Origin of the sequence: Enterovibrio coralii (genome assembly GCF_001559595.1) — a bacterium.
GTDB classification, from domain to species: Bacteria; Pseudomonadota; Gammaproteobacteria; order Enterobacterales; family Vibrionaceae; genus Enterovibrio; species Enterovibrio coralii.
The window spans coordinates 89640-109162 of record NZ_LNTY01000055.1 but is presented as its reverse complement, the minus strand read 5'-3'; the positions used below and the strand labels follow the sequence as shown (position 1 = coordinate 109162).

14 protein-coding genes and 4 pseudogenes are annotated in these 19523 nt (G+C 50.2%); 10 read left to right on the top strand and 8 right to left on the bottom strand.

All coding sequences use genetic code 11. From position 1 onward, the window contains the following. The first annotated feature begins 49 nt into the window (after positions 1 to 49). Positions 50 to 691 (top strand): peptide-methionine (S)-S-oxide reductase MsrA, encoded by a 642-nt coding sequence (gene msrA, locus ATN88_RS20680; RefSeq protein WP_067419508.1) that lies wholly within the window; start codon positions 50 to 52, stop codon positions 689 to 691. A gap of 81 nt (positions 692 to 772) precedes the next feature. Here the strand turns inward: msrA and ATN88_RS20675 are convergent, their stop codons facing one another. Beyond that, positions 773 to 982 (bottom strand): DUF1107 domain-containing protein, encoded by a 210-nt coding sequence (locus ATN88_RS20675; RefSeq protein WP_067419507.1) that lies wholly within the window; start codon positions 980 to 982, stop codon positions 773 to 775. A 399-nt stretch (positions 983 to 1381) separates the two neighbouring features. Here ATN88_RS20675 and ATN88_RS20670 point away from each other — a divergent pair. Both ATN88_RS20670 and ATN88_RS20665 read left to right on the top strand, forming a co-directional pair. Further along, a pseudogene (locus ATN88_RS20670) lies at positions 1382 to 1935 on the top strand (YtfJ family protein). A gap of 289 nt (positions 1936 to 2224) precedes the next feature. Then, positions 2225 to 3136, top strand: coding sequence for a TIGR03899 family protein (locus ATN88_RS20665; protein WP_067419506.1), 912 nt, complete (start codon positions 2225 to 2227; stop codon positions 3134 to 3136). Positions 3137 to 3163: 27 nt separating this feature from the next. Here ATN88_RS20665 and cysC read toward each other — a convergent pair whose 3' ends face one another. The 5 genes and pseudogenes from cysC to cysG all read right to left on the bottom strand — a co-directional run bounded on the left by cysC (position 3164) and on the right by cysG (position 9323). Further along, entirely contained in the window at positions 3164 to 3784 is a 621-nt protein-coding gene (gene cysC / locus ATN88_RS20660; RefSeq protein ID WP_067419505.1) for an adenylyl-sulfate kinase, read from the bottom strand. 17 nt (positions 3785 to 3801) lie between these two features. Continuing rightward, entirely contained in the window at positions 3802 to 5529 is a 1728-nt protein-coding gene (locus ATN88_RS20655) for an SLC13 family permease (protein ID WP_067419504.1), read from the bottom strand. A 6-nt stretch (positions 5530 to 5535) separates the two neighbouring features. Continuing rightward, the gene (gene cysN, locus ATN88_RS20650; protein WP_067419503.1) at positions 5536 to 6969 is read right to left on the bottom strand and encodes a sulfate adenylyltransferase subunit CysN; all 1434 of its coding nucleotides are present in this window, start codon (positions 6967 to 6969) and stop codon (positions 5536 to 5538) included. A gap of 10 nt (positions 6970 to 6979) precedes the next feature. Beyond that, the gene (gene cysD / locus ATN88_RS20645) at positions 6980 to 7888 is read right to left on the bottom strand and encodes a sulfate adenylyltransferase subunit CysD (RefSeq protein WP_067419502.1); all 909 of its coding nucleotides are present in this window, start codon (positions 7886 to 7888) and stop codon (positions 6980 to 6982) included. Positions 7889 to 7902: 14 nt separating this feature from the next. After that, positions 7903 to 9323, bottom strand: a pseudogene (cysG, locus tag ATN88_RS20640) (siroheme synthase CysG). Positions 9324 to 9609: 286 nt separating this feature from the next. Between cysG and cpdB the strand changes: the two are divergent. Beyond that, positions 9610 to 11561: pseudogene (gene cpdB / locus ATN88_RS20635) on the top strand (2',3'-cyclic-nucleotide 2'-phosphodiesterase). Between the two features lie 153 nt (positions 11562 to 11714). Then, positions 11715 to 12167, top strand: a complete 453-nt coding sequence (locus tag ATN88_RS20630; RefSeq protein ID WP_067419501.1) for a GNAT family N-acetyltransferase — start codon at positions 11715 to 11717, stop codon at positions 12165 to 12167. 21 nt (positions 12168 to 12188) lie between these two features. Here ATN88_RS20630 and ATN88_RS20625 read toward each other — a convergent pair whose 3' ends face one another. Further along, positions 12189 to 12812 (bottom strand): OapA family protein, encoded by a 624-nt coding sequence (locus ATN88_RS20625; protein WP_067419500.1) that lies wholly within the window; start codon positions 12810 to 12812, stop codon positions 12189 to 12191. Positions 12813 to 13036: 224 nt separating this feature from the next. Here ATN88_RS20625 and ATN88_RS20620 point away from each other — a divergent pair, with 224 nt between their 5' ends. Then, positions 13037 to 13657 (top strand): FKBP-type peptidyl-prolyl cis-trans isomerase, encoded by a 621-nt coding sequence (locus ATN88_RS20620; RefSeq protein WP_067419499.1) that lies wholly within the window; start codon positions 13037 to 13039, stop codon positions 13655 to 13657. A 69-nt stretch (positions 13658 to 13726) separates the two neighbouring features. Here the strand turns inward: ATN88_RS20620 and ATN88_RS20615 are convergent, their stop codons facing one another. Continuing rightward, positions 13727 to 14671 carry a LysR family transcriptional regulator gene (locus ATN88_RS20615; RefSeq protein WP_067419498.1) on the bottom strand — a complete coding sequence of 315 codons (945 nt, stop codon included), beginning with the start codon at positions 14669 to 14671 and terminating at the stop codon, positions 13727 to 13729. 166 nt (positions 14672 to 14837) lie between these two features. Here ATN88_RS20615 and ATN88_RS20610 point away from each other — a divergent pair, with 166 nt between their 5' ends. The 4 genes and pseudogenes from ATN88_RS20610 (at position 14838) to ATN88_RS20595 (ending at position 19410) form a co-directional block, all read left to right on the top strand. Next, positions 14838 to 15368 carry a rhodanese-like domain-containing protein gene (locus ATN88_RS20610; RefSeq protein ID WP_332308949.1) on the top strand — a complete coding sequence of 177 codons (531 nt, stop codon included), beginning with the start codon at positions 14838 to 14840 and terminating at the stop codon, positions 15366 to 15368. A 112-nt stretch (positions 15369 to 15480) separates the two neighbouring features. Continuing rightward, positions 15481 to 16284: a quinoprotein relay system zinc metallohydrolase 2 gene (locus tag ATN88_RS20605; RefSeq protein WP_232313454.1), complete on the top strand. Its 804-nt coding sequence runs from the start codon at positions 15481 to 15483 to the stop codon at positions 16282 to 16284. A 16-nt stretch (positions 16285 to 16300) separates the two neighbouring features. After that, a complete protein-coding gene (locus tag ATN88_RS20600; RefSeq protein ID WP_067419497.1) occupies positions 16301 to 17083 on the top strand; it encodes a quinoprotein dehydrogenase-associated SoxYZ-like carrier in 783 nt (260 codons plus the stop codon). A 579-nt stretch (positions 17084 to 17662) separates the two neighbouring features. Then, a pseudogene (locus tag ATN88_RS20595) lies at positions 17663 to 19410 on the top strand (methanol/ethanol family PQQ-dependent dehydrogenase). Positions 19411 to 19523 lie beyond the last annotated feature (113 nt).

The window sequence follows — 19523 nt, the reverse complement described above, 5'->3', positions numbered from 1 at the left end:
AAGCATAATAAAACTGAGTCTAAGATGACAGTCGACAAGGAGTCACGCCATGCTCAATGCAAAACAAATCGCTATCAATGCAGAACAAGCCATTCCTGACAGAGTGCAAGAAATTATTCCGTCTGAGACGCATGCCGTCAATGGGCGTGCACTCAGCAAATCAGCACATGCCAGTGAAGAACAGATTTTACTTGGCATGGGCTGTTTCTGGGGTGCTGAGCGTCTGTTTTGGAAGCTCGACGGCGTCACCTCCACGTCCGTCGGATACAGCGGCGGTTTTACCGTCAATCCTACCTATCAGGACGTTTGTACCGCACAAACAGGCCACACTGAAGTGGTTCAGGTGGTGTTCGACCCAAGCAAAATTCGTCTGGAAGATATCCTGACGCAATTTTGGCAGAGCCACGATCCAACGCAAGGTATGCGTCAAGGAAACGACGTTGGCACCCAATACCGCTCCGCCATCTATTGCTTCAACGATGAGCAAGAGCGCATTGCTCTGGCGAGCAGAGATGCCTACCAAGCGGCACTGAAAGCAGAAAGGATTACTGCGCCTATCACCACGGAAATCGCGCAGGCTGGGCCTTACTACTTTGCAGAGACCTATCACCAGCAGTACTTGCAGAAAAACCCTAATGGATACTGTGGAATAGGCGGTACAGGTGTCTGCTTGCCACCTTGGGAACGTTAAAACAACAAACGCCCGTCTAGACGGGCGTTTTCTTTCAAATCGCTTCTCGCAATGAGAATCAAAGCATCGTTAGGTTTTCTCTCAAGCGGCTGCTGCCGTCATGGCTTTGATCTCGTTATTCACTTCAGTCATTACCGCCAATGCGCGTTTGTCTTGCTTTGTTGGCGGAAGCAATTTGCCCCCATCAAACTCAAACGCACCGATACCGTCGATGTAGACTCTGCCGCGAAAGAATCCTTTCACATAGCGAGCGACTTGTCGTGGGCGGTACTGGTGAAAAATACGCAACATTGAAGAACTCCTTTCATGCCAAAGATAAAAGACCGGCATCACACACCATGGATTACAAACATGGCTGACATTTGTGTAATGCAATCAAAATGCCAATTGTTCGCGGGGTAACTACAAACCTTTGACAACAAATCTCACTACTCGGTTTCCCCATTTCTCGTACAACGTCCTAAGCGTAGTAAAAAATAATCACTTGGCAAAAATAAGACACATTCTGTTAATAATGATTCAAAGGAGACACAAGGAAATTTACAAAACTGAGTGGTTGGATCTGTTATTGATACGGTTCTTTGTTGGCGATCAGCTATATTTAATTACCGTAACTGCTTCTGTTATAAGCATTTCAGAGGCAAAGCAATCACACAAAACCACACGACTAATAAACGGGACACCAACCCTATGCGTTGTATTAAAACCCTTGCTCTGGCAACCGCTCTCATTTCCACTTTTGCCTCAGCACACAACATTTCAAATGGCGAGCCGCTGCCTACTGCGTCTGTAGAAAAATACGGTGAACTGACTCTGAACGGTGACAAAGTGGGCTACCAGCCATGGAACACAGCTGAACTTGCTGGCAAAGTTCGCATCATCCAAGCCATTGCTGGCCGCAGCAGCGCAAAAGAAATGAATGCGCCGTTGATGGATGCCATCACTGCCGCGAACTTCCCAGAAGACAAATACCAAACCACTACCATCATCAACCAAGATGATGCGATTTGGGGTACAGGTAGCTTTGTCAAATCGTCAGCAGAAGACAGCAAAAAAGAATTCAGCTGGTCATCTATCGTTCTAGATGCCAACGGCGCAGTGGCTGATGCATGGCTCTTAAGGACGAAAGCTCCGCAATCATTTTGATTGATGCCGATGGCGTTGTGCGCTTTGTGAAAGAAGGCCCATTGAGCGAGCAAGAGGTTACTCAGGCTATTGATTTGGTGAACAAATCAATCAAGTGATAGCCATCACTATTTAACATTAAAAACCCGCCTTGAGCGGGTTTTTTAATGTTTTGGGATGATCAGCCGATAAACTGAGAAAGGTAGACCAAAGTACCGATATAAAAGGCGACCAACAGGGCATTGACAGAGTTTACTCTGAATTTTTTCATTGTAATGGTCCTCCCTCGCCGTCTTATCTCTCGCCAAATGTTAACAAATTTAATTTTATTTTAACATGGTTGATTGCGCGAGAAAGAATGTAGGCCGTCTTGGAATACCCTCGTAATCAGATAGATAGGGATAGCGTATGGTGGATGCAAGCAAACCGGTTGTTGTCGACATCAAAGAAGCGGCGTCAGAACGAAAAGCGGTGAAGAATGCCAAACGGCAAGAAACGCACCTTATTTCGAGTATGCAACGCCTCAAGTCCATTGCAGCACATCACCATATTGATGCAAAGTTGCACAGTGTTGAACATGACAACCTAACAGCCCGAGCCGGATACCGCCAGCTAGAGCTGAAGCAACGTCAACAGGCCAACCTTGAGCAGATCATCAAACTGACTAACGATCTCTGTCGCGATGAGACCGCAGGCACGCCGGATCCCGATTGGCTGTATCGCTTCTTCGAGATGGCACAGAAGATCTACGGTGACGGCATGCAAAAGCTCTGGGCGCAGATCCTGAAAACAGAGATCATCCGCCCTGGCAGCACCTCCCTGAAGTCTCTGGCCTTGCTGGAAACCATGACGCAACGTGAAGCCCAATCGCTTCAACGTGCATGCGCCCTCGCTTGCTCGTTTGGTAACGATGCTTCCCTCAAGCTCATTACGGGCTTTCGTCAGCCAGAAAGTGGCGTGAAGCGCTATTTCAAACCGGATCAGTCCGAACGACTGGCACTGGGTAAATTCAAACTGCCTTATAACGATCTGGTGCTCTTGATGGATCTGGGTCTGATCATTCGCACTGAATTGGAATCTGGTCCGTTAGATCCTGTTGAGAAGCTGCCTTTTACCGGACAAGGCAAAACCTTCATGCTGACGCCATTTAGAAAAGGAACGCGAATTTACTACTATCGCTTCAGTCCAACGGGTAATGAATTGGCAAAACTGGTGGGACAAAAAACGCACCCAGATTACATGGATGCGTTGATGGCGATGCTGTCCCACGCGTTTGAAGTGGTCGTTGAACTCGGTTCAACCATAGACACCACCGCTTAACACGCGGGATTAAGGGAAAGGCTGGCGTTAGGCGATAACCCCGGCCTTTTTCAATGCCTCAAGGCACTGTTCAACCAGCGCATCAACTGCGTGTTGGTCGGTTTTAAGCACCACTTCAGGCGATTTCGGCGCTTCGTATGCGGAGCTGATCCCAGTGAAGGCTTTGATTTCCCCTGCACGGGCTTTTTTATACAACCCCTTCGGATCGCGAGATTCACAGACGTCCAATGGCGTGTCGACGAACACCTCAATAAACTCGCCTTCTGGCAGCAGATCGCGCACAAGCTGACGCTCTTCGCGGAACGGCGAGATAAACGCAGACAACACAATAAGACCAGCATCTGTCATCAGCTTAGCCACCTCGCCCACTCGGCGAATATTTTCACGGCGATCGTGGTCAGAAAAGCCCAAATCGCGGCACAAACCATGACGAACATTGTCTCCATCCAACAGATAGGTGTGATGACCAAGCTCCGCCAGTTTGTTTTCTAGCGCGCCTGCCACCGTGGATTTGCCTGAGCCAGACAAGCCAGTAAACCACAGCAGCGCAGGACGCTGACCTTTTTGCTCAGATCGAAATGCCTTATCGACAGCATGCTTATGCCAAATCACGTTTTCATCTTTCTGCGGCATATCAGCAGCACTCATAACTCATTCCTTGTTAATCAAAATGGAAAAAACACGGGGATTAACCCAATTACCAACGCTGAGTACACCAAAGACAAGGGCAATCCTATGCGCAAGTAGTCGGTCAGCTGGTAGTTACCCACACTGTAGACCAGAAGATTGGTTTGGTAACCGTACGGTGAAATAAAACTCGCGCTGGCACCAAACAATACCGCCATGATAAACGGCATCGGATCGACGCCGTAGCCCAGTGCCAAACTGTAACCAATAGGAAACGCCAGTGCGGCAGCGGCATTATTAGTGACAAGCTCAGTCAGCACCAAGGTCAGCAGGTAAGTCGCAATCAAGGCACCGTAAACGCCCCAGCCGTTAAACCACTGGATGAACAAATCACCCATTTGCGCCGACAGACCAGAGTCGATCATCAATTGCGCCAAGCTCAAGGCACAGCCGACAATCACCACGATCTCGACGGGAAACCGTCGTCTTAGCTCACCAAGGTTGACGACACCTGTTAGCAAGAGCACCATCAAATACGCAGCCAAACCGTTAAGCAAAGGCATCCAGTTCATCAATGCTGCGCCAATAATGGTGGCGAAACCGGCCAGCACCCAAGTACTCATCTTGGCATCTAAGCGCACACTGGAGTCCAAACCGTTCACCAGCACAAACTCACGTTCCATGCGCTGCTGCTCTTTGGCAAAGCCTTTACCCGGCACAATCACCAAGGTATCGCCAGCCAAGAGGGGAATGTTACCCAACCCGCCTTCCAGCTTCTCATGTCCTCGGCGTATCGCCACCACCACCGCATCAAAGTTCTCACGAAACTTGGCTTCTTTGAGGGTTTTTCCCAGAATCGATGCACTGTGGCTAACCACAACTTCCAACAAGTTCTGACCGTTGATGTGGTGTTGACCAAATAACGCCAACCCTTCAATTTCTTGTAGTGTGGCCACACTTTCCACGTCACCACAAAACTGCAGTTTGTCCCCTTCCTTCAAGACGGTATCAGGGCAAACTGGCGCAATCACTTCACCATCACGCACAATCTCAGCAAGATACAAACGTCTTAGTGCACGCAGGCCGTTTTCTGTCACCGAGTTGCCCGCTAATGGAGAGCCTCGGGTGATCGCCGCTTCTAGGACATAGGGCAGATCGTCTTCGCTGTGATCGTCGTAGTCAGGCAGCAAATAACAAAACGGGATCAACACCAGTAAACCACCCGCTAGCACGGCAAGGCCAATGGTTGACGGTGCAAAGAAGTCGAGGGCAGGTAAACCAGAGCTTTCGACAAAGCTGTTGATGATAAGGTTGGTCGAGGTGCCAATCAGGGTGAGCGTACCACCCAAGATGGCAGCATAAGACAAGGGGATAAGCAGCCTTGACGGTGCATGACGACGATTACGTTTAATCGCACCAATCAAGGACACCACCACTGCCGTGTTGTTGGTAAAGGAGCTTAAAAACGCCGTCGACAAACCAAGCTTGGCAACCACAGTACCGAGTTTGCCACTCGACAACTGACCACTCACCCAGCTTACCAAACGCGTTTTCTCCAGTGCTGCTGATGCGAGGATCAGCAGCACCAGAGTCAGCAGGGAACTGTTGGTGAAGTTCCCCGCCATGGCTTCCACGCTGATCAACCCAGATTGGAACGCGATAAACGCTGAGGCTGCAAACAGGACAGCAGGTTTGATCTTGGTGAACACCAAGCCTGCCACAATGCCCAGCAGCAATACCAATACAAGAGATTGATCCCACGTCATAGTGTATTAACCCAACAACTTACTGATGTCGCGCGCATTCCAATGTGGGAAGTGCTTGCGGATCAGCGCGTTGAGTTCAACCTCAAACGCAGAGATATCAACGCCATTGGTTGCAGCGGCGGCGCCTTCGCGCAGCGCACTGATCATGCCTGCACCCACGGTGACATTGGTCAGACGATCAATCAGGATAAAGCCACCTGTGTCAGCGCAATCGGTGTAAAGGTCAAGCGGCACAGCTTCCGTCAATTCGACCTCACATTCTGCAATACCGTTAAGCGGTAGGCTTTCGGTCGCAAAAGTGTCGAGCGAGTTGATGTCCACTTGGTGGTTAATTTTGCTCACCGCACCCACAGTTTTCTTACCCGCGACTTTGATGTCGTACTGACGACCGACTTCCAGCGGTTGCTCTGCCATCCAAACAATGCGTGCCGCGAACTGGTTAGTGGCTTCAGACGCATCACTCAGTGGCACAATCAAATCACCGCGGCTGATGTCGATTTCATCTTTCAGTGTCAGCGTGACAGCTTGACCTGCGTGTGCGTAATCCAAGTCACCATCAAAAGTCACAATACGTTCAACCGTGGAGGTTTTGCCTGATGGCAACACTTTAATTTCGTCACCAGGGCGCACTTCACCGCCAGAAATCGTGCCCGAGAAACCACGGAAGTCGAGGTTTGGACGGTTCACGTATTGCACAGGAAAACGGAATGCACTTTTGTCTTTTTCCGCTGTAACGTTGACGTCTTCCAGCATGGTCAGCAAGGTATCACCGTCGTACCAAGGGGTGCTTGGACTGCGGTCTACCACGTTGTCGCCTTCCAGTGCGGAAAGAGGAACAAGCTTGATGTCGATGTCTGCATTGAGCTTCTCGGCAAACGCCAAGTAGTCATCACGAATAGATTCAAAACGCGCTTGGTCAAAGTCAACCAAGTCCATCTTGTTCACAGCCACCACAAAGTGGCGAATACCGAGCGAGCTGGCGATAAACGAGTGACGACGAGTCTGGTCCAGTACGCCTTTACGCGCATCAATCAAGATCACGGCGAGATCACAGGTCGATGCACCGGTCGCCATATTACGGGTGTACTGCTCATGTCCCGGTGTATCCGCGATGATGAACTTACGTTTCTTGGTTGAGAAGTAGCGATAGGCTACGTCAATGGTGATGCCCTGCTCGCGCTCTGCGGCCAAGCCATCCACCAACAATGCCAGATCCGGCTTTTCACCCGTGGTACCGACCTTCTGGCTGTCTGCGTGGATCGCGGCCAGTTGATCTTCATAAATTTGTTTCGAGTCATGCAGCAGACGACCGATCAAGGTACTCTTGCCGTCATCCACTGAGCCACAGGTCAGAAAGCGAAGCAGGGATTTGTTCTGATGTTGATCCAGATAGGCCTCTATACCCAGCTCGGCCACTTGTTGTTCAATAACACTGTTCATGCTTAATCCCTTAGAAATATCCCTGACGTTTCTTCAATTCCATCGAAGCGGACTGATCGTGGTCGATCGCACGTCCCTGACGTTCACTGGATGTCGCCACCAGCATTTCTTCGATGATCCCTGTCAAGGTGTTGGCCTCTGACTCCACAGCACCGGTTAGCGGATAACAACCCAAGGTGCGGAAGCGAACGCTCTTTTGTTGGATCTCTTCGCCTTCTTGCAGCTTCATACGGTCGTCATCAACCATGATCAGCATACCGTCACGCTCAACCACTGGACGCACGTCAGACAGGTACAGTGGCACGATGTCGATGCCTTCGAGATAGATGTATTGCCAGATATCGAGCTCAGTCCAGTTCGACAGAGGGAACACACGAATGCTTTCGCCTTTGTTCACCTGTCCGTTGTAGGTGTGCCAAAGTTCAGGACGCTGGTTCTTTGGATCCCAAACGTGGTTTTTATCGCGAAAGCTGTATACGCGCTCTTTCGCGCGGCTTTTCTCTTCGTCACGGCGAGCACCACCAAATGCAGCATCAAAGCCATATTTGTTCAGTGCCTGTTTCAGCGCCTGTGTTTTCATGATGTCAGTGTGCTTAGACGAGCCGTGATCAAACGGGTTAATGCCCTGCGCCAGACCTTCTGGGTTCTTATGTACCAAAAGCTCGAAGCCGTATTTCTTCGCCGTCTCATCACGGAATTTGATCATCTCCTTGAACTTCCAGTCGGTGTCGACGTGCAGAAGCGGGAAAGGGATCTTGCCCGGATAAAACGCTTTGCGCGCAAGGTGAAGCATGACGGAGCTGTCTTTACCGATGGAGTACATCATCACCGGGTTATCGAATTCCGCCGCCACTTCACGAATGATGTGGATACTTTCTGCCTCAAGCTGTTTGAGGTGGGTAAGAGTCTTGGCTTCCATTCTTCGTACTTTCCTTAGCCTAAATTAACCACAGAAGGTGCATGAGCATCACCTGCCGTATGGAATGATTGCTTTCCAAACCAGCTCAGCTGGTCTGCGAGTTCAACGACTTCACCGACAACGATAAGTGCAGGAGAGCCCACGCCTTCTGCCAGTGATTCGAGCTCGCTTAATTGTCCTTTATAGATTTTCTGATTTGCGCGGGTGCATTCTCGATAATGGCAACAGGAGTGTCCGGTGCGCGGCCGTGTTGGATCAGTTGCTGCTGGATATGGGCACTTTTCATCAGTCCCATGTAGATCACTAGGGTTTGACGACCACGCGCCAGTGTGGCCCAGCGGAAGCTGTCGTCTTCTTTTTTCAGGTGGCCCGTGATGAACATCGCCGTTTGTGCGTAATCGCGGTGCGTCAACGGAATACCGGCATACGCGGTTGCCCCAGCGGCTGCCGTGATGCCAGGTACCACCTGAAACGGCACGCCAGCTTCTTGCAACACTTGCAGCTCTTCACCACCACGACCAAACATGAATGGGTCACCGCCTTTCAGGCGTACAACACGTTTGCCTTTCAGTGCATGTTTGACCAACATGGCGTTGGTTTCTTCCTGTGACACACTGTGGTAACTCGCACGCTTACCGACGCAAATCAGCTCTGCATCGCGACGGCAAAGCTCCATGATTTCATCTGAGACCAAATAGTCATAAAGCACCACGTCTGCTTGCTGCATCACTTGCAACGCACGCAAGGTCAACAAACCCGGGTCACCCGGTCCTGCGCCAATCAGCGCGACTTCGCCTTGCAGCGACACGCCAGATGTCAGAGTTTCCAGCTCAGCCTTCGCCCCTTTTTCATCGCCCGCAGCAACAAGAGAGGCAAATCGGCCATCAAACGCCATTTCCCAAAACTTGCGACGGCCAGTAAGAGTTTTCACTTTGGTTTTCAGCGTGTCACGAAACTCGCCGGCTAAGGTTGCCATGCGACCAATGTGAGAAGGGATAAGGGTTTCAAGCTTCTCGCGAAGCAATCTTGCAAGCACCGGTGCTTTGCCGGCGGAAGAAATCGCAATCACGATCGGGCTGCGATCAACAATAGAGGGAACGATAAAGCTGCATTTCGGTGTGTCATCTACCACGTTCGCCAACACATTGCGGGCATTCGCGGCATTAGATACCAGCTCGTTAACCAACGGATTGTCGGTAGCGGCAATCACCAAAAAGACACTGTCTAAATGCTGTGGGGAGAAGGCTTCTTTTACCCATACCAACTCGCCACGCTCTGCGGCACTGACGACTTCGTGGTCGGCATCTGGCGATACAACAGTGACCGCGGCACCCGCTTTGAGCAGCATACGTGTTTTGCGCCACGCAACTTCGCCGCCTCCAACCACGAGACACGGTCGTCCATCCAGTTTTGCGAATATTGGCAAGTAATCCATAGTGAAAGCCTTTTCCGTCCTTTGAAAGACACTATAGAGATTTCGCGATATGACCTGAAATTCTAAAATTTCATTTTTTATAACGCTTTGGTTATTACCCTTTCACAAACAAGCCTTCTTTTCGGCCACAAAATACTATGTGTGTATATTTTTTTAGTCATCATGCTTTGATATAAGGACATCAATGTAACGATAGAGATCACACTATCAGATGAAATGTAACCTTTTGCTGCTATGAGTATGCAAAATACGCATGTTTTCCGTCCTTGATCCTTATGGAGCATCTATGAAACCGACAGCTAAACCGCTTTCTATCGCCGTCCTCGCAGGCATGATGACGATGGCAGGCCCAGCTATGGCAGAAACCATCAAACTGCGCATTATCGAAACCACCGATATTCACACCAATGTGATGGACTATGACTACTACAAGGACACACCGAGCGAGAAAATTGGCTTGGTTCGTACAGCAACGCTGGTAAAAGCGGCTCAGGATGAAGTCGAAAACAGCGTACTGGTCGACAACGGCGACCTGATCCAAGGCAGCCCAATGGGCGACTACATGGCTGCAAAAGGCATTGAGAAAGGTGAAATCCACCCTGTCTATAAAGCAATGAACCAGTTGGATTACGATGTGGGTAACATTGGTAATCACGAATTCAACTATGGTTTGGACTTCCTCGACATCACGCTCGAAGGCGCGAAATTCCCTTACATCTCAGCCAACGTTTACGACGCCAACACCGGCAAACCATACTTCAATCCTTACATCATCAAAGAACACACCATGACAGACACCGATGGCAAAGCGCATCTGGTGAAGGTGGGTTACATCGGCTTCGTTCCACCTCAAATTCTGGTGTGGGATAAGAAAAACCTTGAAGGCAAAGTGATTGCCGAAGACATCAAGCCAGTGCCGAGAAGTGGGTACCAGAAATGAAAGCCAAAGGTGCTGACGTTATCGTAGCTATCCCGCACTCGGGTCTGTCACAAGACGAATACAAAGCCATGGCTGAAAACTCGGTCTACTACCTCGCTGACGTCGATGGCATCGATGCGATCGCTTTCGGCCACTCGCACGCGGTATTCCCGGGTAAAGGCTTTGATAACATCCCTGGCGTAGACAACAAGAAAGGCACCATCAAAGATGTTGCCGCTGTGATGCCTGGCCGCTGGGGTAGCCACGTAGGTATCATGGACCTGCAACTGGACAAGCAAGGCGACGACTGGGTTGTAACGCCAGTTCAAACCGAATCACGTCCTATCTTTGACGGTAAATCAATGGCAGCCGCTGACGCAGAAATGCGTAAAGCACTGCTGGCTGACCACAAAGCGACACGCGAGTTCGTTAACCAACCAATCGGTAAAGCGAACGATGTGATGTACAGCTTCCTGTCACTGGTTCAGGACGATCCAACGGTTCAGATCGTGAACATGGCGCAGAAGGACTACGTTGAGCGCTTTATCCAAGGCGATCCGGATCTGGAAGGCATTCCAGTTCTGTCGGCGGCTGCACCGTTTAAAGCCGGCGGCCGTAAAGACGACCCGTCAAACTTCACCGAAGTGGAATCGGGCGAACTGACCTTCCGTAACGCGGCAGATTTGTACCTTTACCCGAACACGCTGGTGACCTTGAAAGTGACCGGTAAAGAAGTAAAAGAGTGGCTGGAATGTACTGCGGGTCAGTTCAACCAAATCGATCCAAACTCTTCAGCGCAGCAATCGCTGATCAATTGGGACGGCTTCCGCACCTACAACTTCGACGTGATCGACGGTGTGAACTACCAAATCGACCTGACACAAGCTGCGCGTTACGACGGCGAATGTAATCTGATCAACCCAGAATCAGAACGTATTACCCAACTGACGTTCAACGGCAAGCCAGTCGATCCGGCGCAGCCTTTCTTGGTGGCGGCAAACAACTACCGTGCGTACTTAGGCAAGTTCCCTGGCACAGGTAACGACTTCATCGCGTTCGCATCACCGGATGAAAACCGCACAGTGGTCGCAAACTACATCAGTAAAGTGACCGCAGAGAAAGGCGAAGTCACACCGACCGCTGACAACAACTGGTCATTTTCACCTATTGAGTCAGACAAGGATCTGAACATCGTGTTTGAAACCTCGCCAAGCGAGAAAGCAGCCAAGTTCATCGCGGAAAAAGGCCAATACCCAATGAAGAAAGTCGGCACTGACGACATTGGTTTTGCGCTTTACAGCGTTGATTTGAAAAAATAATTAACGAAATGTTTAATTATTGAAAAATCTCGCTTTGCAGACAAAAAAACCGCGGCTTAGGTCGCGGTTTTTTTATATGTTGACGGACGACAAGCAGCACTATGAGCTACACCCAAGGTAGCCCAAGATTAAAAATTAATCGGAATAATAAAAATGCAATGGATAACCCTGACCTTCGGTCAGCTGTCGACCCGACAGCTCTATGACCTTTTAAGGTTACGTACTGACGTGTTCGTCGTAGAGCAAAATTGCCCCTACCCAGAGCTGGATGGTCATGACACCCATCCGGAAACCTTGCACCTTCTCGGCTATCGAGACGACAAGATGACCGCCTACGCGCGTATTCTGCCAGCAGGGCTAACCTATGAAGACATCAGCATTGGTCGCGTCGTTACTGCCAACACAGAACGTGGCAACGGCTGTGGACATGATTTGGTGAGTCAGGCACTGCTGCAAGCACACGATGTGTGGCCGCACGCCCCAATCACCATTGGTGCGCAGTACCATTTGCGTGAGTTTTACCGTCGTCACGGCTTTGAAGAAATTTCAGAGCAGTATCTGGAAGATGGTATCCCGCATATTGACATGCGAAGACTGGCGGCCTGATAGACCGCCATTTTCAGCAAATCAATTACGGCGGGCGAAACTGCCGTCAGACAAGCGGAAGAAGATCACCGATTTGTCTTTGCTCGCCTCGATTTGCAGCATGTCCAACTCGCCTTGCGGATTGCGCTTAAAGCGCAGTAATTGGCCCGGCTGAATACGGCTGAGTGGCTTGTCTGTGCCTTCAATCGCCGAAATGGCATAGAGATCAGGCAGTGGCAGCGATTGGTCGCGGAAGATATTAGACAGCGTATCTCCGCGCTGCACTTCATAGTTCACCCAATCCGTGTCGACCGTCTGGTTAGTCACAACCGGTGCAGCATTGTTATCGAACCCAGCATCATCACTTTGTTGGGCTGATTGCGTATTGCCAGTTAAATCCAACGGCACTGACACACGCTCACCACTTGTCACCACCGGCTCTGCCGTCTCGTCACTCGACGGCCAGATCAGCAAAACCACCAGCAACGCAGCAATCACGGAAACACCGATACGATGAGGCTTAGGTAATGCCTCCCAATGGGGTTTCACTTTTTCGAACAACGGCTTTATTTGGGCAATTACTTTCTCGAACGCGGCTTTGATTGCCTCACCCATAGGCGGCGTGGCGGATGCACTTTTCTTAACGCGTTTTCCTTTCAAGGTCATAACCTCTCCCAATTTCCTCATCAGGATTCTTCCAGTCGCAAAAATTTTGCATACTAAAAGGCTTTTATCAGCAAATTGTCAGCAACCACAATCTACTGACTGACATTTGTACTTTCCTGTATTTCGGGCGCATATTCAATAACCAATCTGTAACCCGATTTGTCCCTGACTACCTGCACCTGTTATCCTTCGCTACTTTAAACCCGCAAATAAAGAGAGACGACATGTCTGATGTAAAACTGGAGACCGTAGAGCAAAAAGCAAGCTACGGCATCGGCCTGCAAATGGGTCAGCAACTGGCTGGCAGCGGCCTGGAAGGTCTGAACGTTGATGCAATTGCGAAAGGTATCGCGACCGCTCTGGCGGGTAACATGCCTGAAATCGAAGTTGACGAAATCAACAACGCTCTGCGTGAACTGCACATGAAAGCAGAAGAAGTTCGTCAAGCAGCGGCAAAAGAAGCAGCAGCAGAAGGCGAAGCATTCCTGGCTGAAAACGCGAAGCGTGCAGAAGTAAACGTGACTGAGTCAGGTCTTCAGTACGAAGTTCTGGTTGAAGGTAACGGCGAAATCCCAACTTCTGACAAGCAAGTACGTGTTCACTACCACGGTACTCTGACTGACGGCACTAAGTTCGACAGCTCTGTAGAGCGCGGTCAACCAGCTGAGTTCCCAGTAACTGGCGTAATCAAAGGCTGGGTTGAAGCACTGCAAATGATGCCTGTAGGTTCTAAGTGGAAACTGTACATCCCACAAGACCTGGCATACGGTGAGCGCGGTGCGGGTGCAGCAATCCCACCATTCGCTGCACTGGTATTCGAAGTTGAGCTACTGGACATTCTGTAAGCCCAACACAAAAAAAGCCAGCTTCTGTGCTGGCTTTTTTTATGCCTGGTCGCTGAGCGAGGCTAAACGTCAGCTCGCTTCTTGATTGGGCGTCTCACCATGATGAGCGTCATCGTGATGTTCTTCCTCTAACCACGGCAAATGGTGCGAGAAAGAGTCAGAGAGAAAGTCCACGAACAACCTGACTTTGGCGGACAAGTTACGGTTAAATGGGTATACCGCCCACACCGCTGAGTCCGGCGCATGAAACTCTGTCAGCACTTCCACCAGCTCGCCTGACTCAATCTTCTGATTCACATAATAATCAGGTAATTGTGCCAAACCTAACCCCCGCAGCGTCGCATCTAACACTGCGCTTCCACTGTTACCGTGCCAACGGCCTTTGGGTTTGAACTGCACGCAGGTCCCGTTTTCCGAGAACGCCCACGTGTCGACCAATCCGACCAAACAGTTGTGGGACTGCAGATCTTCCAGTGATTGGGGAACGCCATGCTCTCTGAGATAAGACGGAGACGCGCAGGTATACAGCTTGCGTGGGGCGAGTTTTTTCGCCATAAGCGTGCTGTCTTTCAATTCACCGGTTCTGATTGCTAAGTCATAGCCGTCATGCACTATGTCTACGACATCATTGGTAAAGTGAAACTCCACACTGAGTTTGGGATGCACCTTGATAAAGTCATTGGCTAAAGGCGCAATGTACTTCTCCCCAAAAATTGACGGCGCGGTGATTTTTAACGTCCCCACGGGCTCCGTCTGCATCTGGGTAACCAGTGCTTCCACTTCAGCAAACTTTTCGATCAGATTATTACAGTGATCGAAATACATCTTGCCGACCTCAGTCAGCGTTATTTGTCGCGTTGTACGGTAGAGAAGTCTCGTGCTTAATCGGCTTTCCAATGCATCTATTCGACGACTGACATGAGAAGTCGACACGCCGAGCTTCCTTGCGGCGGCGGTAAAACTGCCACTGTTGACAACTTCAACAAATTCTTCAACACCACTCCAACGGTTCATCTTTGCTCCACTGAAAAGAAGTTTATTGATGGCTGCAACAATAAAACCCGCCCCTTGACGGTCTGATTGTTATCCTAATGTTAATCCATAATGGGTAACTCTCCGCCCTTCTCCTACCAAGGTAGGAGATTTATCGGAAGAAAGTAGTATGAAAGTCCACAATCTAATTAAGGCTTTACGTGTTAAGTGTGGGATTTTTCTTTATTTTTGCGTCATTAGCATCAATGCAGAGACAGTTCCAGAACCGGCCGACTATCGAAATTCGCAGTACCGTGCTCCTGTTCCGGAAACGTTAAAGGGAGCGCAGGTGATCAATACGCCTGAAGTGCTGAAATCGTTCATTGCGCAGCGCAATCCATTGCTGATTGATGTTTACCCCGCACCCAATCGCCCCGATACGCTCACCAAAGATACCTTATGGATTGAACCTAAGCGCGACACTATTCCTGCGTCCCTTTGGCTTGCCAACGTGGGTCATGGGATCGTGCCGGATTCACTGATTGCCTTGCTCAAAAACAGCTTGCCTGCAGATAGGCCTGTGGTGATTTTCTGTGAACCCAGTTGCTGGCACTCTTGGAATGCGGGCAAGCGCGCCATTGAGTTAGGTGCAGAAGATGTCTATTGGTACCGCGCTGGCGTCAGAGGGTGGCAAGACGCGGGATACGAGCTTGAAACCCACACCCCGGTGCGCCCATGAACGGCTTTATTAGGCAGATACTGATCGTGCTGTTGGGGTTTCTCTCTTTGACTCCCCAAGCTGTTGGTCAATCTCATGATTTGACCTTAGATGAAGTAGCTTCGGGAGTGTATTGCCACCAAGCAAAATCGCCGACCTGTTCACCACTCAAACCGACCCCGTTGCCAATATGACCTTTATTGTTGGAGACGAGGCAGTTGCTGTCATCGATACCGGCGGCAGTCAGCGCACCGGAGAAGCCCTGCTAAAAGCGATCCGTAAAGAAACCGATAAACCCATTAAGTATGTCGTTACCACCCATGTGCATCCCGACCACCATTTTGGCAATCAGGCTTTTGTGCAGGAAAAGCCTCAGTTTGTCGCGCATACCCGCTATCCCGGCGATTTCGCAGCCAAGGTCAGCTACTACATGGAAAGGCTCAACAGCCCTTGGTTTAAAGGCACAAAACCTGTCGCCCCAACCATGTTGGTCGAAACCGAAACGGTTATTGATCTTGGCAATCGCCCACTGATTTTAACGGCGCACGAACGCGCACATACCCGCCACGATCTCACGGTATTTGATGAGCAAACCGGTACTTTGATCGCTGGCGATCTCTTGTTTGTCGAACACACGCCGACACTCGACGGTAGCCTGTTGGGATGGCTGAAAGTCACCGAACAATTGGAAGCCCTTCCCTACAAACAAGTGATTCCGGGGCATGGTGCCGTGCAAACGGGGCCTGACGCCTTCAAACAACAAACGCGCTATCTCTCTTCATTGGCACAGGAAGTACGTGCCGCTATTCAGAAAAACATCGATATCAACACCGCCAGCGAGACCGTACTCACCTCCCAGTCGTCAGAATGGAAGTTGTTTGAGTTGTTCCATCCGCGCAATGTCATTCAGGCTTACAAAGAGCTGGAGTGGGAGTAACGTAAGGAGAAAGACCATGAAGTCCGCCATCGCCATGCTGTCAGCACTGCTGTTTGTTCTGCCAGTCACCACACACGCTCAAGACGACTTGGAAAGTGCCAATTGGCCCTTGATCAGAGACAGCCTGTTTCCCAACCAAGGCGATCTGATTGAAGATGACGTCGTTACCCTCATCTCACCAAAACGCGCGATTGATGCTGCAATTGTCCCGTTGGACATCAAAGTAAACGTTAAGCAGGACGATCCCAATCCCGTTGAGAAAATCTATCTGATCGTCGATAACAACCCGTCACCCATTGTGGGCACCTTCGATCTGACTCCCAACAGCGGGATCGCAAATATCTCAACCCGAGTCAGGATCAACGCATATAGCCCTGTGCGTGCTATCGCACAAACCGCCGACGGCAAACTGCATATCACCAGTAATTTTGTCAAAGCCTCCGGCGGTTGCTCAGCACCTGCTGGTGCCGATGATGTTTTGGCACGCCAGCGTATGGGACGCATGAAACTCAAGGATTTAGGCAGTGATGATACCCGACAGTTGCAGCTTCTCATCAGCCACCCTAACTACAGCGGGCTGCAAATTGATCAACTGACTCGCCACTGGATCCCGTCAGATTATGTGAGTGATGTAAACATTACGCTCGAGGGGGAGCCTGTGATGAGTTTTAACGGTGGGATCTCCATCAGTGAAAACCCAACGTTTACCTTCCATGTCGATAAAGACAAACAGGGAAAACTCAAAGCTGACGTGAAAGATTCGACTGGGCGCGAATTTTCCAGCGAATGGGACATTTGATTCAACCCGTCATCCGTCTCAATAAAAACGCAGGATTGGCCGACCGTTATATCCAACTGATTTAATTGCAACTTGGTCTGGCCAATCCGTGACTTTCAGTCATGAAAATCACTCGACGACCACAACAAAAAATAGCTATTAATCAAAGCACTAAGCCACATTTTTTAGGAGCAAGACATTGTTGCCCCGGAACAAAAGTGTTGTGTCTTTTTCCCGCTCACACAAGCCGAAAAGCTGCCATAAACTCAAAACACCAACATTTTGTTAACAAGGTTTGGCGGCGCGTTGCTGCTGAGCCAGAAATGCTGGATGTAAGTTGGCATTCGGGTTCAATGCTAAAACGCTAAACCGCTTTGTTGTAGTTCGCCAGACACGCCACTCACGCTTCAAGGCAACATCAAGCACTGGTGATAAGAGCGACCCTTCACAACTCGCGGATTGCGCCACTAAATTGCAACGACACGGCATCATGTACAAATCGCTACTGATCTTGTGCATGCCGTCATGGAGGAAGTAAAGATGTTAGTTGTAGATAGGTTGCGAAGCGGAGTATTTGCCGTCGCAACGGTTTCACTTGCCATGCTGTCTCCGACAGTCGCTCAGGCAAACGATGAACTGCTCGAGCTTCAAAAAGATCCCAACCAATGGGTCATGTGGGGGGGTAACTATGACGGTACCCGTTACAGCCCTCTGGATCAGATCAACGCGAAAAATGCCAAAGATCTTCAGGTTGCTTGGACGTTTTCAACCGGTGTCCTTCGCGGACATGAGGGCGGCCCTTTGGTACTGGGTGACACCATGTTCATCCACACCCCTTTCCCAAACAAAGTGTTTTCAATCGATTTGAATACCAAGGCACTGAATTGGGAGTACGAACCAAAGCAGGATTCTTCTGTTATCGCGGTGATGTGTTGTGACACCGTAAACCGTGGTTTGGCCTATGCCGATGGCAAAATCTTCTTGCAACAGGCAGACACCACCTTGGTCGCGCTGGATCAGAAAACCGGTGAAGTGGTTTGGAAAGTGGTCAATGGCGATCCGAAAGTCGGTGCCACCAACACCAACGCACCTTTGGTTGTGAAAGACAAAATCATCACAGGTATCAGTGGTGGTGAGTTTGGTGTGCGCGGCTATGTGACCGCATACAACATCAAAGACGGCAGCGTTGCATGGCGTGCTTACAGCACAGGTCCTGATGCGGAAATGCTGGTTGACCCAGAGAAAACCACCGCCATGCTCAAGCCAATTGGCAAAAACTCCAGCCTAGAAACCTGGGAAGGCGACCAGTGGAAGATTGGTGGCGGTACGACCTGGGGCTGGTTCTCATATGATCCTGAGCTCAACCTCGTTTACTACGGAACGGGTAACCCAAGTACGTGGAACCCTTCTCAACGCCCAGGTGACAACCGTTACTCCATGACCATCATGCACGTGATGCCGATACGGGCATGGCGAAATGGGTCTACCAAATGACGCCACACGATGAGTGGGATTACGACGGCGTCAACGAGATGATTCTGGTTGATAAGAAGTTCAACGGTAAAGACCGCAAGCTGCTGGTGCACTTCGACCGTAACGGTTTCGGCTACACCCTCGACCGCGTCACTGGCGAACTCTTAGTGGCAGAGAAGTTTGACCCTGCAGTGAACTGGGCAACTCATGTTGATATGGAAACCGGTCGCCCTCAGGTTGTTGACAAGTACTCCACCCAATACAACGGGGAAGACGTCGACACCCAAGGCATCTGTCCTGCTGCATTGGGTTCGAAAGACCAACAACCTGCGACCTACAGCCCTCGAACAGGTCTGTTCTATGTACCCACTAACCATGTGTGCATGAACTATGAACCATTCGAAGTTTCCTACACGGCAGGTCAACCGTATGTAGGGGCGACACTTTCTATGTTCCCAGCACCTGACAGCCACGGCGGTTTGGGTAACTTCATCGCATGGGATGCAGAGAAAGGCGAAATCGTATGGTCAGTGCCAGAGCCATTCTCTGTATGGAGTGGCGCGCTCGCAACGGGCGGTGGTGTTGTCTTCTACGGCACGCTAGAAGGCTACCTGAAAGCCGTGGATGAGAAGACAGGTAAAGAGCTTTACCGCTTCAAAACCCCATCCGGCATTATCGGCAACGTGAACACCTATATGCACAACGGCAAACAGTACATCGCAGTGCTGTCCGGCATTGGTGGTTGGGCTGGTATCGGTATGGCTGCGGGCCTCGAAGGTGACACTGACGGTCTGGGTGCGGTAGGTGCTTATCGTAAGCTGTCTGACTACACCCAGCTAGGTGGTGTGCTCACCGTCTTCGCACTGCCAAATTAAGTATAAAAAACAACAAGGGGGAGATTAACTCCCCCTTTTTCTCAAACCTGAAGCAATGCATCAGGTTGAATTTGCGCCCCGCCTTCTACACTCAAATTGGTTATGAAAAAGGA

Coding starts and splice junctions, on each gene's coding strand:
- msrA (WP_067419508.1), top strand. CDS start 50: ATGCTCAATGCAAAACAAATCGCTATCAATGCAGAACAAGCCATTCCT.
- ATN88_RS20675 (WP_067419507.1), bottom strand. CDS start 982: ATGTTGCGTATTTTTCACCAGTACCGCCCACGACAAGTCGCTCGCTAT.
- ATN88_RS20665 (WP_067419506.1), top strand. CDS start 2,225: ATGGTGGATGCAAGCAAACCGGTTGTTGTCGACATCAAAGAAGCGGCG.
- cysC (WP_067419505.1), bottom strand. CDS start 3,784: ATGAGTGCTGCTGATATGCCGCAGAAAGATGAAAACGTGATTTGGCAT.
- ATN88_RS20655 (WP_067419504.1), bottom strand. CDS start 5,529: ATGACGTGGGATCAATCTCTTGTATTGGTATTGCTGCTGGGCATTGTG.
- cysN (WP_067419503.1), bottom strand. CDS start 6,969: ATGAACAGTGTTATTGAACAACAAGTGGCCGAGCTGGGTATAGAGGCC.
- cysD (WP_067419502.1), bottom strand. CDS start 7,888: ATGGAAGCCAAGACTCTTACCCACCTCAAACAGCTTGAGGCAGAAAGT.
- ATN88_RS20630 (WP_067419501.1), top strand. CDS start 11,715: ATGCAATGGATAACCCTGACCTTCGGTCAGCTGTCGACCCGACAGCTC.
- ATN88_RS20625 (WP_067419500.1), bottom strand. CDS start 12,812: ATGACCTTGAAAGGAAAACGCGTTAAGAAAAGTGCATCCGCCACGCCG.
- ATN88_RS20620 (WP_067419499.1), top strand. CDS start 13,037: ATGTCTGATGTAAAACTGGAGACCGTAGAGCAAAAAGCAAGCTACGGC.
- ATN88_RS20615 (WP_067419498.1), bottom strand. CDS start 14,671: ATGAACCGTTGGAGTGGTGTTGAAGAATTTGTTGAAGTTGTCAACAGT.
- ATN88_RS20600 (WP_067419497.1), top strand. CDS start 16,301: ATGAAGTCCGCCATCGCCATGCTGTCAGCACTGCTGTTTGTTCTGCCA.